At 64.4% G+C, this 14,764-nt stretch carries 9 protein-coding genes; 5 read left to right on the forward strand and 4 right to left on the reverse strand.

Annotated features, from left to right (window positions below):
- Positions 1-18: 18 nt before the first annotated feature.
- Positions 19-957, reverse strand: coding sequence for a phytanoyl-CoA dioxygenase family protein (locus tag NKJ78_RS15815; protein ID WP_352459939.1), 939 nt, complete (start codon positions 955-957; stop codon positions 19-21).
- Positions 958-1,035: 78 nt separating this feature from the next.
- Here NKJ78_RS15815 and NKJ78_RS15820 point away from each other — a divergent pair, with 78 nt between their 5' ends.
- The 3 genes from NKJ78_RS15820 (at position 1,036) to purH (ending at position 5,557) form a co-directional block, all read left to right on the forward strand.
- Positions 1,036-1,893, forward strand: coding sequence for a helix-turn-helix transcriptional regulator (locus NKJ78_RS15820; protein WP_502901621.1), 858 nt, complete (start codon positions 1,036-1,038; stop codon positions 1,891-1,893).
- 217 nt (positions 1,894-2,110) lie between these two features.
- Positions 2,111-3,835 carry a heparinase II/III family protein gene (locus NKJ78_RS15825; protein ID WP_352459940.1) on the forward strand — a complete coding sequence of 575 codons (1,725 nt, stop codon included), beginning with the start codon at positions 2,111-2,113 and terminating at the stop codon, positions 3,833-3,835.
- A 105-nt stretch (positions 3,836-3,940) separates the two neighbouring features.
- The gene (gene purH, locus NKJ78_RS15830) at positions 3,941-5,557 is read left to right on the forward strand and encodes a bifunctional phosphoribosylaminoimidazolecarboxamide formyltransferase/IMP cyclohydrolase (protein WP_352459941.1); all 1,617 of its coding nucleotides are present in this window, start codon (positions 3,941-3,943) and stop codon (positions 5,555-5,557) included.
- Between the two features lie 44 nt (positions 5,558-5,601).
- Here purH and NKJ78_RS15835 read toward each other — a convergent pair whose 3' ends face one another.
- Positions 5,602-6,981, reverse strand: coding sequence for an MFS transporter (locus NKJ78_RS15835; RefSeq protein WP_023750353.1), 1,380 nt, complete (start codon positions 6,979-6,981; stop codon positions 5,602-5,604).
- 275 nt (positions 6,982-7,256) lie between these two features.
- Positions 7,257-12,047, reverse strand: a complete 4,791-nt coding sequence (locus NKJ78_RS15840; protein WP_352562503.1) for an NAD-glutamate dehydrogenase — start codon at positions 12,045-12,047, stop codon at positions 7,257-7,259.
- 131 nt (positions 12,048-12,178) lie between these two features.
- Between NKJ78_RS15840 and NKJ78_RS15845 the strand changes: the two genes are divergently transcribed.
- On the forward strand, positions 12,179-12,742 hold the full coding sequence (locus NKJ78_RS15845; RefSeq protein ID WP_352459943.1) for a peroxidase-related enzyme: 564 nt from the start codon (positions 12,179-12,181) through the stop codon (positions 12,740-12,742).
- 26 nt (positions 12,743-12,768) lie between these two features.
- Here the strand turns inward: NKJ78_RS15845 and NKJ78_RS15850 are convergent, their stop codons facing one another.
- Complete coding sequence (locus tag NKJ78_RS15850) at positions 12,769-13,380, reverse strand: LysE family translocator (RefSeq protein ID WP_352459944.1); 612 nt, start codon at positions 13,378-13,380, stop codon at positions 12,769-12,771.
- A 140-nt stretch (positions 13,381-13,520) separates the two neighbouring features.
- On the opposite strand from NKJ78_RS15850, the gene NKJ78_RS15855 reads away from it, so the two are divergent.
- Entirely contained in the window at positions 13,521-14,555 is a 1,035-nt protein-coding gene (locus tag NKJ78_RS15855) for an L-idonate 5-dehydrogenase (RefSeq protein ID WP_352459945.1), read from the forward strand.
- The last annotated feature ends 209 nt before the right edge of the window (positions 14,556-14,764 follow it).

The following is a 14,764-nucleotide window of genomic DNA, read 5'->3' on the forward strand; positions in this document are numbered from 1 at the left end:
TCCGACGCGACGACATGCCTAAAGCATGTCGTCCAAGGACCAGTGCTTCCCCCACCTTGCATCGATCTCATCATCGACATTCTGGTAGCGGATATCGGTGGAGAGCCGGATACGCCCCTCCGCGCTCTGGTTGGTCGTCGAGGCGTGGATCATGTAGGGCGAGTGGAGGACGACATCGCCGGCCTCGAAATCCGCGATCATCCAGCGTGTATCGAACCGCTCCGCCATGTCGGGCAGGTCCTTCGACACCCAGCCGCCCTCGCTCATGTTCCTGTTGTAGGCGCTGATGCGCTCCTGCGGGCTCAGCCCGGCATTTTCCCTGGCGAACCGGGCCTCCATGTCGAGGCCGATGGCGTGCGATCCCTCGAGATAGACCAGGCCGCCCATGTCGACGGGAACGTCGCCGATCGGGATCCAGGCAGTGACGATGCGGCTGGTGCCGCCGCGCAGATAGACGAGGTCGTAATGCGCCGGCGTCGCCACAGTGGTGCCCGGTTGGATGAAACGCATGATCTTGCGCTTGTGCAAATAGGACAGCCCGCCGACGAACGCATCCATCAGCCGGGCCATCAGGGGCTGTGCGCAGAACCCTTCATAGGCGGTGGAGCGAACCAGCGCCATCAACCGGCGATCGGCGAGCTGACGGTCGAACGTGCCGGCGGCCGCCGCCAGGCCAAGCGCGGGATCGGACCCGGGCTGCAGCAAGCCGGTGTCGGCCAGATATGAAAACACCCAGCCGCGAAAATCGATGACGTCGCGGCGCGGCAGCATACCTTTCAGCCAGACATAGCCTTGCTCGGCAAGGAGGCCGCGAATGGCATCGATGCCGATCCCGGCGTCGGTTGGCACGAGGCGACCCAACCGGTTCGGCGCCATCGATAATGTCTTGCCGTTGGCGTTCAGATCGATTGACGCAACAGGACTCCGTCGTTGCATGCCACCTGTTGAGCTTGACATTTCAGCCACCTGCGATTTTTCATCCTTAGCTGGAAATGTCATACTGTTCGCACACTCGCCCATGGACAGAACGAAGCCATGGACTTTTCGCTCATGAACGATCTCTCTTACGCACTCTACAGATCCGCACCGGCCGCGGCCGGCGGCCTGTCGGTTACAGGGATTGGTCGGCATCGCGTCACGCAGGCGATCCAAGCGCGCAAATTGCCGGAATTCGCCGTGGTGCTGATTGAGAACGGTCAAGGCTGGCTTGAAACCAGGACTGCCGGCATGCAGACGATCCAAGCGCCGGCCCTGTTCTGGCTGCTTCCCGGGAGGATGCATTCCTACGGGCCGGACGCATCGGGCTGGCTCGAACGCTGGGCGCTCTTCGACGGGGCCTTGATACGCGATTTCACCCGGCTGCGGCTGATCGCCGAGGAAGCCCCTGTCGTTCCCTTGCGCGACCTCGGCAAAATGCAGCGGCTGTTCGACAGGCTGCACGGTGAGCTGTCGCTCGATACGATGCTGAGCCAGGCAGAAGCCGCCGCCACGATGCATCGCATCGTCGTGCGTGCTGCCCGCCAGGCAATGGATTGGAACAACCGTCAACGAAACCCCAGCCTCCAGGATGCCGCCGACATGCAGCCCATCGTCGACGAATTGCGCCGCTGCGCGTGCGACCCGGTCGATCTCGATGCCTTCGCCGCGAAATTCTCGATGTCGCCGGCAACCTTGCGGCGCAGATTTGCGCGGGCAGCCGGCATGTCGCCCAAGGCCTTCCAACTGCGCACGAGGCTCGACCGCGCCAAACAGATGCTGGCCGCCTCCGATTCGCCCATCGAGTCCATTGCGGCCGCCGTCGGCATCCACGACGCCTTCTATTTCTCCCGTCTGTTTCGCGACCGCGAAAACTGTTCGCCCAGCGAATTTCGGTCTCGCCACAACCGCAAGTGAGTGCAGGATTGCCGGGCTTAAACCCGCGAAGCGCTTGACTTTTTTCGGGGTGGGTCGGTGGCCGGCAGCGTGAGGCGCTTCACGTCGGCGGAATTCGACTTCGCATAAGTTCTTGAATCATATAAGCTTGTGCTGGGGTACCGGAACATGATGCCGAAAAGTGCGACGCGGTTTTCGGGCGACAGCATGCTCTATCTCCAGGCGACGAGGAGGGGTTTTGGCACTGGCTGCCGGCAGCACGACACGTCTGTGGACGCTTGTCGCTAAGGAGTTTTGGCGCAAGACGCGCCGGCGCCTTCGCGCGGGGCCAGTCTATCGCTGGCGCTATTCCGGGCGCACGCCCGAACGCGTCCTGATTGCACCGCCCGACCTCAGGCTCGCCGATCCGCAGATCGCGCTCGAGATCTACTATGGCCGCTATCCGCTGTCGGGACACCTCGTCGAGACCGGCGGCAAATCGCCATTCCAGATCGATGTCGCCAATCGCGGCTGGGTGAAGACGCTGCACGGCTTTCGTTGGCTGCGCCATATGCGCGCCGCCGGCACCGAGCTGGCCGCCGCCAATGCACGCGCGCTTGTCTCCGACTGGATCGCCATGCATGGCAACCAGATTTCCGGCATAGCCTGGGAGCCCGGCACCACCGCCAAGCGAGTCATTGCCTGGTTGCAACACTCCTCGGTTGTCCTACAAGGGGCCGAATTTCCGTTCTATCGCGCCTTCCTGAAATCGCTCGCCGTGCAGATCCGCTATCTCCGCTCGATGGCGCGCGAAATGCCGGACGGCAAGGACAGGCTGCGCGCTCGCATCGCGCTTGCCTTCGCCGCGCTGTCGCTGCCGGCGCCGGCCTCCGCACTGCGCGGCGCCACCCGCAACCTGGCGGAAGAACTCGACCGCCAGATCCTTCCCGACGGCGGCCATATTTCGCGCAACCCGATGGCGGTGCTCGAACTGCTCGCCGATCTCCTGCCGCTGCGCCAGACCTATGCCAATCAGGCCGAAACGCCACCGGCAGCCCTGATGGGCGCCATCGACCGCATGCTGCCGGCGCTCCGTTTCTTCCGCCATCAGGATGGCAGCCTGGCCCGCTTCAACGGCATGGGCGCGACCATCCACGACCGCATTGCCACCATCTTGCGCCACGACGACACCGCCGGCGCGCCGCTGCTGCACGCGCCGCATTCCGGCTATGAGCGGCTGTGTATGGGCGGCGTTACGGTGATTGCCGATACCGGCCCGTCGCCGGCCGTCGATGTGTCCAACGCCGCGCATGCCGGGTGCCTGGCCTTCGAACTCTCGTCCGGTCGCCAGCATTATATCGTCAATGCCGGCATCGACACCTATGGCGCTGCCGAGTTCCGGCCGCTGGCCCGTGCCACCGCGGCGCATTCGACCGCCACCATCAACGACACCTCGTCGGCGCGGTTTTCCCATTCGCTGCGCGTCAACGACCTGCTCGGCTCACCCTTGCTCGGCGGCCCGCAGCATGTGCCTTGCAAGCGCATCGACCAGAAGGGCACGCAAGGCTTCATCGCCCGCCATGACGGCTATATGCAGCGCTTTGGCTTCCTGCATGAGCGCGAGCTGAGACTGTCGAGCGAGGGCAATGTGCTCGCCGGCAGGGATCGCTTCCTCCGCCCGGGCGGTGCGGCGATCCGCAACAATGGCCGCGACTTCGTCGTGGTGCGCTTCCACATCCACCCTGATATCAACCTTTTGCAGGACGAGCATGACCGCCTGGTGCTGACCGCCGACCAGGCCGACACCTGGGTGTTCACCTGCACCGAAGTGGTGCCGGAGGTCGAGGAATCGATCTATTTCGCCGGCCTTGGCGGCCCGCGCCGCAGCCGCCAGATCGTGCTCGCCTTCAAGGCCTCGGAGATCGCCGAGGTGCATTGGCAGCTCACGCGCACCGGCATCGCCGGCTATCCCGAGAACAGCTGAGCGTCGTTGCCGGCGCCGGCTTGATCGAGCTTCCGGCTTGATTTCCTGACCTCATGTGCTACGGCCGGCAACGCTCTCCAATCAGCCCTGAAAGGCCGCTAGCCCATGGCCGTCGCCGCCAAGAACATTCCGGCACCCGACCTCGTTCCGGTCCGCCGCGCCCTGCTTTCCGTCTTCGACAAGACCGGCCTGACCGACTTCGCCAAAGGGCTGGTCGCGGCCGGCGTCGAGCTGGTCTCGACCGGAGGTACGGCAAAGGCGATCGCCGAGGCGGGGCTGGCGGTGCGTGACGTCTCGGAACTGACAGGCTTTCCCGAGATCATGGACGGCCGCGTCAAGACGCTGCACCCGTCGGTGCACGGCGCACTGCTCGGCGTGCGCGACGATCCCGAACACGCCAAGGCGATGCACGATCACGGTATCGAGCCGATCGATCTGCTCGTCTGCAATCTCTACCCGTTCGAGGAGGTCCGCCGTTCCGGCGCCGACTATGCCGCTGTTGTCGAGAACATCGACATTGGCGGCCCGGCGATGATCCGCGCTTCGGCCAAGAATCACGCCTATGTCGCCATCGTCACCGATCCCGGCGACTACGCCTCGGTGCTGAACGCGCTGGAGATGAACATCGGCTCGCTGTCGCTGGATTTCCGCCAGAAGCTGGCGGCCAAGGCCTTTGCCCGCACCGCCAGCTACGATGCGGCGATCTCCGGCTGGTTCGCCGAAACGCTTGAGATCGAGCACCCGACCTGGCGCGCCTTCGGCGGCAGGCTGGAAAGCGTCATGCGCTATGGCGAGAACCCGCATCAGAGCGCCGGCTTCTACGTCAATGGCGACAAGCGGCCCGGGGTCGCCACGGCTCGCCAGTTGCAGGGCAAGCAGCTGTCCTACAACAACATCAACGACACCGATGCCGCCTTCGAGCTGGTCGGCGAGTTCGATCCGAACCGCTGTGCAGCGGTCGCCATCATCAAGCACGCCAATCCATGCGGCGTCGCCGAGAGCGCTTCACTGGCTGCTGCCTATGCGAGAGCGCTGGCCTGCGACCCGGTTTCGGCCTTTGGCGGTATCGTCGCCATGAACCGCATCCTCGATGCCGAAGCGGCTCAGGAGATCGTAAAAACCTTCACCGAGGTGATCATCGCGCCGAACGCGTCGGAGGACGCTGTCCGCATCGTCGCCGCCAAAAAGAATTTGCGACTGCTGGTCACCGGCGGTCTGCCCGATCCGCACGCCGGCGGCATCACTGTGAAATCCGTCGCTGGCGGCATGCTCGTCCAGGGCCGCGACAACGCGGTGCTCGACGATTTCGAACTGAAGGTGGTGACCAGGCGCGCGCCGACGGCGGCCGAGATGGCCGACCTCAAATTCGCTTTCCGCATCGCCAAGCACGTCAAGTCGAACGCCATCGTCTACGCCAAGGACGGCGCCACGGTCGGCATCGGCGCCGGCCAGATGAGCCGCGTCGATTCCTCGCGCATCGCCGCACGCAAGGCGCTCGACGCGGCGGAAGCAGCTGGCCTCGCGGAGCCGTTGACCAAGGGCTCGGTGGTCGCCTCCGACGCTTTCTTCCCTTTCGCCGACGGGCTCATATCCGCGATCGAAGCCGGCGCCACGGCGGTGATCCAGCCCGGCGGCTCGATGCGCGACGACGACGTTATCGCCGCTGCCGACGCGCATGGCATCGCCATGGTGTTTACCGGCGTGAGGCATTTCAGGCATTGAGCGCCTCTGCCTTTTCCCACAAGGGGAGAAGGAAAAGTGCGGCGCTATTCCACCGGCTGATCCGCCGGGTACGGCGTCCAGATCAATATCGCGATCCCAACGCCCAGGAACAGCACGATGGCCGCCATGCCGAGCCGCGCCGAGCCGCTGGCGAGCGTGATCGACGCCACCATGAACGGCGCCAGGAAACTCGTCGCCCGTCCGGCCAGCGCATAGATGCCGAAATAGCGGCCGGACTCGGCTGCGGTGACGCTGCGCGCCATGTAGGAGCGTGACGACGCCTGCACCGGTCCGAACGCCAGCCCTATCAGCAGGCCATAGAAAATGTAGGCCTTTTCCGCCGCCGTGCCGAACAGGCCGCCACTATCGGCTCCCGGCATCATCCAGGCGCCGAACAACGTGTAGCCTGGCCCGGTCGAAACGATGCCGATGGTGGCGATGCTGAGCAGGACGAGCGAAATCATCACGATGGTCTTGGAGCCAAGCGCGGTGTCCAGCCATGCGGCAACCAGGCAGCCGACGATGGCGACGACGTTGAGGATAATGCCGAACATGCCGATCTCAGTGATCGACCAGTGGAACATCGCTGCCGCAAAGGTGCCGCCCAAAGCGAGCAGCGCATTGACGCCGTCCTGATAAATCATGCGGGCGACAAGGAAGCGGAAGATGCCTTTGCGCCGGCGCACTTCAGTCAGCGTCGACTTCAGTTCCGACAGCCCCTCGCGCACCGCGGGCCCGATCGGAATCCCCTTGATGGCGTCCGGCGTAAAGAAGAACATCGGCAGGATGAACAGGAAATACCAGCCGGCCGACAGCGGCCCGGTGGCGCGCGCGTCCTCGCCGAGTTTCGGGTCGAGCCCAAAGAGCGGGTCGATGCCGATGATCGTCTTGCCGGTCTCCGGCGAACCCGCAAGACAGGCGACAACAAAGATCAGCGCGATCATGCCGCCGAGATAACCAAGTCCCCAGGCAATGTTGGAGACGTGGCCGATCTCGCTCTTCGGCACCAGGCGCGGCATCATCGAATCGTTGAACACGGTCGAGAATTCCGCCGCGACCGAAGCGAGAGAAAAGAACAGCACCACCAGGAAAAGGTTCGAGCCGGGAGCGGCGAACCATAGCAGGCAAAGGCTGATGATCTTGATCGAGGCGAAGAACGCAATCCACGGCTTGCGCGGCCCGGTCTGGTCGGCAATCGAGCCGAGGATGGGAGACAGCACGGCAATGACCAGGCCCGCAACAGCGATGCCGTAGCCCCAGGCCGCCTGGCCTGAGACCGGATCGCTCGCCATGCGCGAGACGAAATAAGGCCCGAAGATGAAGGTGGTGACGACGGTGAAAAACGGCTGCGCCGCCCAGTCGAAGAACATCCATCCCCAGATGCCGTGCCCGGATGCCCGCTGCACTGTTTCTACCGCCGCCATGATGATTCCCCCGGGACACCGCGCTTGTCGGATGCCATGTCTGCATGTTTCGAATGCTCATGCAAACCGCCAAAGATTCGCGCTGCCCCTCACCTGCCTGCCAGCATCCTCTCCCCGAATAGTGACGGGGAGAGGGTTGCTCTCATCGATGATTTCGCTAGTCGCCAGCGTTGCAACAAGGGCGCCAAGGCTACGGCCCGCCCTTTCTCCTCGTCACTATACGGAGAGAAATGCCCGGCAGGGCAATGAGGGCGGCGCCGGCGTTTCGGAGATGTTCACATCCCCGTCAGATCGCTCATCAGCCCCGAAGCCACCGACAGCCTGGACACGGTGATATCCCCGCCTTCGGTCAGCGCCTGCAGCCGCTCGCGGATGCGCGCCACGCGCTCGCCTCCGGCTTCCAGCCAGGCCGCCACAGGATCCGCCGTCCCGGCATGGCCGGCGAGAGCCGCCACCGCAATGCCGCGCCGCGCCGCGCCGATCGTGTCGGTGGCGCGCGACAGCGCCAGCTGGTCGTAATAGTCCGACGGCGTGATTGAACGCGCCGCCTCTTCGACGCGCGGAATGCGGAAGGCATCGCTGACGGCGAAGAACGCCTTGGCCGAGGCGACGACGTCGGCATTGGCCGTGCGCGCCGTCAGTGCGATGTCGGGGATCAGTCCCGCCACATCGGCCATTGCCAGCTGCCCGGCGAGCTTTTCGGGGGCGCCGGCCTTGAACAGGCCATACCGCCTCTCCTCGACCCGCTCGCGCGAGAAGGCCGGTAGCAGCGAGAGCAGCTTCGGCTCCAGCGCCATGCGCGCCTCTTGCAGGTCGGCAATGCGCTGGCCGAGCGCTGCGGTGCCGGCATCGTTCTTCAGATACCAGCCGCTGGTCACGAAGATAAGCCGGCTGACGGACTGGTAGAGATCGAGCTGCGCCTGGCCGTCGATGTGGCTGTCCAGCGCATCGATCTCCTGATAGAGCGCCGGCAACGCGAAGCCGTCGCGCACCACGGCGAAGGTGCGCACCACGTCGGCCGCGCTGCGCCCCGTGGCTTCCTGCAGCCGGTTGACGAATGACGGTCCGCCGCGATTGACGAGATCGTTGGCGACGACGCGGGCGATGATTTCGCGGCGCAGCCGGTGGCCATGGATCTCGGCCGCATATTTCTTCGCCATCCGGTCAGGGAAATAGCCCATCAGATCGCGGTCGAAATGCGCGTCGTCAGGCACGTCGCTGGCGACGATGTCGGAAAACAGCACGATCTTGGCATAGGCGAGCAGCACGCCAAGCTCCGCCCGGGTCAGCGGCTCGCCACGCGCCTCGCGCTCGGCAAGGGCGGCCGGCGACGGCAGCGTCTCGACAGCGCGGTCGAGCAGGCCCCGAGCCTCCAGCGCCGCCATGAACCGGCTCTGGTGCGCGATGTCGGCAAGGCCGCGCTTGCGGGCGATGGAAAGCGCCAGCGTCTGTTCGTAATTGTTGGACAGCACGAGGCCGGCGACCTCGTCGGTCATCTCGGCCAGCAGCTTGTTGCGCGCCGGCCGGGTCAGCGATCCCTTGCGCATGGCGGACGCCAGCGCGATCTTGATGTTGACCTCGACGTCGGAGCAGTTGACGCCGCCGGAATTGTCGATGGCATCGGAGTTGCAGCGACCGCCATTCATGCCGAATTCGATGCGGGCACGCTGCGTGACGCCGAGATTGGCGCCCTCGCCGATCACTTTGGCCCGGACATCGAGCGCGGTGATGCGGATGGCGTCATTGGCGCGGTCGCCGACTTCGGCATTGGTTTCGCCCGAGGCCCGTAAATACGTGCCGATGCCGCCGAACCACAGAAGGTCGACGTTCGCCTTGAGGATGGCGGTCATGATCTCGGCCGGTGTCGCGGTGGTCTTGGCGAGGCCAATCGCCGCCGCCGCTGCCGCAGGCAGCGTGATCGACTTCTGGCTGCGCGAGACGATGACGCCGCCTTCCGACAGCTTGGTCTTGTCGTAGTCCTGCCAGGACGAACGCGGCAGCGCGAACATGCGCTCGCGCTCGGCCATCGACGCCACCCTGTCCGGATCGGGATCGATGAAGATGTCGCGATGGTCGAAGGCGGCGATCAGCCTGGTCTGCGGCGACAGCAGCATGCCGTTGCCGAACACGTCGCCCGACATGTCGCCGACGCCGACGACGGTGAAGGGGGTGGTCTGGATGTCGCGGTTGATCTCGCGGAAATGCCGCTTGACCGCTTCCCAGGCACCCTTGGCGGTGATGCCCATCTTCTTGTGGTCGTAGCCGGCCGAGCCGCCGCTGGCGAAGGCATCGTCGAGCCAGAAACCGTGTTTCTCCGAAATGGCATTGGCGGTGTCGGAGAAGGTTGCCGTGCCCTTGTCGGCGGCGACGACAAAGTAGGGGTCGTCAGGATCGCGCCTGACGACACCGGCTGGGGGTATGACGCCATCGAGGCCGATATTGTCGGTGATCGACAGCAGGCTGGAAACGAAATTCTTGTAGGCCGAGGTGCCGGCCTCGAAGATGGCGTCGCGGCCGGCGCTCATCGGCAGCTTCTTCGGATAGAAGCCGCCCTTGGCGCCGACCGGCACGATGACGGCGTTCTTGACCTGTTGCGCCTTCACCAGGCCGAGCACCTCGGTGCGGTAATCCTGGGCGCGGTCCGACCAGCGCAGGCCGCCGCGCGCAACCGGGCCGAAGCGCAGATGCACGCCTTCGACCTCGGAACCGTAGACGAAGATCTCGCGCCACGGCCGCGGCGCCGGCAATCCTTCGACCGCCTGCGAATCGAGCTTGATCGCCAGTGACTGGCCCCGCTCCTTCGTTCCCGCAACGAAATGGTTGGTGCGCAACGAGGCTTCGATCAGGTTGAGATAGCGGCGGATGATGGTGTCGTCATCGATGTTAGGGACTTCCTCCAGCGCGTCCTTGATCTTGGCCTTGAGGTGCTTGGCGGCGACGACGCCTTCCGTCTCGGCGGTCGGGCCGAGACGGGCGACGAACAGTGCATGCAGGCCGCGCGCAATGTCGGGATAGCGGTTGAGCGCGGCCGCGATGAAATCCTGGCTCTGCGGGATACCGGCTTGCTGCAGGTAGCGGCCATAGGCGCGCAGAATGCTGACTTCGCCCGACCACAGGCCGGCGGTCTGGGCAAGCCCGTTATAGCTGTCATTGTCGATGTCGCCGCGCCAGACCGACAGGAACGCGTCCTCGAACAGCGCGCCGCCATCGCTGAGGTCGATCGGCTTGCCGTAGCTGTTCTCCAGTTCCATGTCGTGGACGAAGACGGTGTCGCCGCCGTCCTCGCCAACTTCGAAGGTGCGCTCGCTGATGACGCGGAAGCCGATGTTTTCCAGCACCGGCACGCGACGCGACAGCGCTACCGGGCTGCCGTGGTGGTAGATCTTCAGCGCTGCCTGATGCGGTTTCTGCTCGGCATGGCGGTAATAGTCGATGGCGATCGGGTTGGCGGTGCTGATGCCGGCGATGCGCCCCGCATCCTTCAGCGCGACGGCCGCGCTGAAGGAATCGCGATAGCTCTCAGGCAGACGCGCGGCGATCGCCTTCAGCGATGGATCGCCGCCGACGGCTTCCGCAGCTTCGGCCAGCGCGTCGTCCCAGGTTCGCACGATGTCGCGGATCGCCGCTTCGATCACCGCCTGCTCGACCTTCGGCGTCTTGCCGCCGGAGCGGCCGATGATGAAATGCACACGCGCCAGCCCGCCCTCGGGGAAAGCCGGATAGTAAGCCGACAAACGGCCTTCGAAGACGGTCTTGAGATAGGTGCCGATCTTCTCGCGCACGACGCTGTCATAGCGGTCGCGCGGCACGAAGACGAGGATCGAGACGAAGCGGTCGAACTGGTCGGCGCGCACCAGCGCCCGCACCCGCGGCCGCTCGACCAGGCCGAGAATGGCCGCGGCGTGCTTCTTCAGGATCGGCACCGGCACCTGGAACAGTTCGTCGCGCGGATAGCTCTCCAGAACGTTGATCAGTGCCTTGCCGGAATGGTCGTGCCGGTCGAAGCCGGACTTGGCGATGATGGTCTCGGCCTTTGACCTCAGATACGGGATTTTCATCACCGAGCGCGTGTAGGCGGTCGAGGTGAACAGGCCAACCATGCGCAACTCGCCGGCAAGCGTGCCCTTGGCGGTGTAGGTTTTGACGCCGATATAATCGAGATAAATGCGGCGGTGCACCAGCGACTTGGCGTTGGCCTTGGTGACGATCAGCGGCTCCGGCCCATGCAGGAAGGCGCGGATTTCGGGCGTCGTCGTCACCGCCTCGGTGCCGCGCCGGAGCACCAGCACATCCGGGTCGGCGAGGATGCCGAGACCGGGTTTGTCGGCGCGCTCCAGATTGCCGCTCTCCGCGCCGCCGGAATATTTGAACTCGCGCATGCCAAGGAAAGTGAAATTGTCGTCGCGCAGCCATTCAAGGAAGGCGATGGCCTCGGCAACGCTCTTCTTGTCGAGCGGCACGGCGGAATAGCGGAATTCGGAAATCGCCTGGTCGAGACGGGCGAGCATCGGCTTCCAGTCGCTGACGGCGGCGCGCACCTGGTTGAGCATCTTGCGCAGGCGGTCGGCCAGCGCGTCGGCCTGCTCCGCCGTCAGGCGCGGAATATGGACATGGACGACGCTCAGGCGGTCGTGATTGCCATCGTCCTTGAGGGCGCTGCCGTCGCCGAGGATCTCGTCGACGCCGGCCTTGCCGTGACGCACGACGATGACCGGATGGGTGACCAAAGTCGGTTCGCCGGCAGTTTCTGTGATCTCGCCGAGGATCGAATCGAACAGGAACGGCATGTTGTCGTTGACGACGGTGATGATCGTCATCGGGCGGCCCTCGCGGGAGACGCCCGACCCGGCATCGACGGCGACGACACTTTGGCCCTTCTTGTGGGCGGCGACCGCACGTCCTGCCAGGTCGGCGGCGCGCTCCAGGTCGGCGGCGTCATAGGCGGCAATGTCTTCGGCCGGCGCGCGGGCCAGCAGATAGTCGGCGAGCCTGGCCGGCTTCCCGTCGGGTTTCACCCCGGCGGTGGCTGTTTTCTTCGGCTTAGCTGCGGATTTCACGCTCGCCATGTTGTCCTCCCGTCACATGCTTTTACGACTATGGTAGCAGATGACCGCTGTTTGGCGACAAAGGTTTGACGGCTCGATAAGAATTACAGGAATTCGACGGTCAGGCGGCGGTGAACCAGGAGGGAGACCCCATGTCCGGCAAAATCAGCGCACTTGACCTCGGTATCGCGGAACTGAGCGAGGCGACAAAAGCCTATTTCGCCAAATGCGAGGAAAAGCTCGGCCTGGTTCCCAACGTGCTTCTTGCCTATGCCTTCGACGAGAAGAAGCTGCGCGCCTTTACCGACACCTACAATGATCTGATGCTGGGTGAATCCGGCCTGTCGAAGCTGGAACGGGAGATGATCGCGGTCGTCGTTTCCTCGATCAATCACTGCTATTATTGCCTGACCGCGCATGGCGCGGCGGTGCGCCAGCTCTCCTGCGATCCGGCTCTCGGCGAGATGATGGTGATGAACTTCCGCGCTGCCAATCTTTCACCGAAACAGACGGCGATGCTCGAATTCGCCGTCAAGCTGACGGAAGAGCCGGCAAAGATCGTCGAGGCGGACAGGGAAGCACTGCGCAACGCCGGCTTCACCAACCGCGACATCTGGGACATCGCCTCGACCGCCGCCTTCTTCAACATGTCGAACCGCGTGGCGGCGGCCATCGACATGCAGCCGAACGACGAATACCACGCCATGGCGAGGTGAAAGTTTCCTTCTCCTCGTAGGAGAGGTCAACGCGCCGCGATGGCCCCGGCAGCGCCGGCCATCGTCGTGGCGCTGATTCGGTTGGCGATCTTCATGGCGCGCCTGCTTTTGAGCAGCTTGCGCGCCTGTGAGGCCGCGACGACCCAGGCGAGATCGATGGCGATCAGAACCACCGCCATCGTCGCCGTCAGTTCGACCCAGCCGATGACACTCACCGAAGCGAGGTCGATGATCGTCGGCAGCAGCGCCAGATAGAACATCATGATCTTGGGATTGCCGAGCGTCACCGCCATGCCGGCAAAGAACAGTTTTGCCGGCGAATCCTCGCGCGGCATCTCGCCTTCTTTTGCGTCGACAGGTGCGGTCCACATCCTGAAGGCGAGGTAGGCGAGGTAAGCGACGCCGATCCATTTCACGACGACGAAGGCGAAATGGAAGGTCTGCGCCACGACCGCCAGCCCGAACACCGCCAGCGACAGCCAGATGGCCTCGCCGATCCACATGGCGAGCAGGAACGGAAACACGTCACGAAAGCCCTTCGAGATGACGCGGGCAACAAGGGCTGCGATCGACGGTCCGGGCGAACCGGCGGCGACGAACAAAGCGGCGGCGAAGATCAGGAGCGAGGTGAGGTGCATGACGGAGCCTTCGAGCGTTGGATGGCGAAGAATATCCGATCGGCGTCAATTTGGCACCCCTCTGCCTGATGGGCCAACGAACGCGACACATTTCGGAGATCGGCTTGCCCGTGCCAGCGGTTTGAGAAAGGATCGCGGCCGTGAAATCAATCGTCATCCACGCCGCAAAAGACCTGCGCATCGAAGAGACCGATTCGGGCGCGCCTGGCGCCGGACAGGTCGAAATATCGGTCGAGGCCGGCGGCATCTGCGGCTCGGACCTGCACTATTACAATCATGGCGGCTTCGGCGTGGTGCGCCTGCGCGAGCCGATGATCCTCGGACATGAGGTCGCCGGCACGGTGAAGGCGCTTGGCGCCGGCGTCTCCAGCCTCGTGGTCGGCGACCGCGTCGCTATTTCGCCCAGCCGGCCCTGCAATGCGTGCCGGTACTGCCTGCAGGGCGTGCAGAACCAATGCCTCAACATGCGATTCTACGGCAGCGCCATGCCGATGCCACATATACAGGGCGCCTTCCGCCAGCGCCTCGTCGCCGAGGCCTGGCAGTGCCACAAGATCGCCGACCATGTCTCCATCAACGAAGCCGCCTTTGCCGAGCCGCTCGCGGTAACGCTGCATGCCGTCAACCGCGCCGGCTCGCTGCTCGGCAAGCGGGTCTTGGTCACAGGCTGCGGGCCGATCGGTGCGCTCAGCATCCTTGCCGCACGTGTCCACGGCGCGCGTGAGATCGTCGTAACCGATGTCATGGACGCGGTTCTGGCCAAGGCCAACGAGATCGGCGCCGACCGCACCATCAATGTCGCCACAGATGCCGACAAGCTCGCTGGCTACAATGTCGAGAAGGGCAGTTTCGACGTCATGTTCGAATGTTCAGGCAATGAGCGCGCGGTGCGAGCCGGGCTCGATGTGCTGAAGCCGCGCGGGGTGCTCGTGCAACTTGGCCTTGGCGGCGACATGTCGCTGCCTCAGAATCTCATCGTCGCCAAGGAAATCGAGATGCGCGGCTCCTTCCGTTTCCACGACGAGTTCGCGCTGGCCGTCGATCTGATCAACAACCGTCGCGTCGACGTCAAGCCGCTGCTGACCGGCATCTATCCAATGGACGAGGCGGTTGCGGCTTTCGAGATCGCCGGCGACCGCAACAAATCGATGAAGGTACAGATCGCCTTCGCCTGAGCAGGGCGAGACACCGCCATGAACCTTGCCCGCTCGGCATCTTGCCGCTAGAAGAACCGTCCCGACATTCATTTCGAGCTTCATTTTGCCTCAGTAACCGCTGGTCTCGCCAACTCCCCTGATCACACTTGGCAGGGCGCCGCATTAAGCGGTGCCTGCTCCATTTCACGTGTTCCTCAGGCGGCGGTTCGAGACCGGTTTGGCACTGC

The organism is Mesorhizobium sp. M0037, assembly GCF_040323635.1.
Taxonomy (GTDB): domain Bacteria; phylum Pseudomonadota; class Alphaproteobacteria; order Rhizobiales; family Rhizobiaceae; genus Mesorhizobium.

Bases quoted from the DNA above. Each gene is read 5' to 3' on its own strand.
- NKJ78_RS15815 (WP_352459939.1), bottom strand. From the start codon at position 957: ATGTCAAGCTCAACAGGTGGCATGCAACGACGGAGTCCTGTTGCGTCA.
- NKJ78_RS15820 (WP_502901621.1), top strand. From the start codon at position 1,036: ATGGACTTTTCGCTCATGAACGATCTCTCTTACGCACTCTACAGATCC.
- purH (WP_352459941.1), top strand. From the start codon at position 3,941: ATGGCCGTCGCCGCCAAGAACATTCCGGCACCCGACCTCGTTCCGGTC.
- NKJ78_RS15835 (WP_023750353.1), bottom strand. From the start codon at position 6,981: ATGGCGGCGGTAGAAACAGTGCAGCGGGCATCCGGGCACGGCATCTGG.
- NKJ78_RS15840 (WP_352562503.1), bottom strand. From the start codon at position 12,047: ATGGCGAGCGTGAAATCCGCAGCTAAGCCGAAGAAAACAGCCACCGCC.
- NKJ78_RS15845 (WP_352459943.1), top strand. From the start codon at position 12,179: ATGTCCGGCAAAATCAGCGCACTTGACCTCGGTATCGCGGAACTGAGC.
- NKJ78_RS15850 (WP_352459944.1), bottom strand. From the start codon at position 13,380: ATGCACCTCACCTCGCTCCTGATCTTCGCCGCCGCTTTGTTCGTCGCC.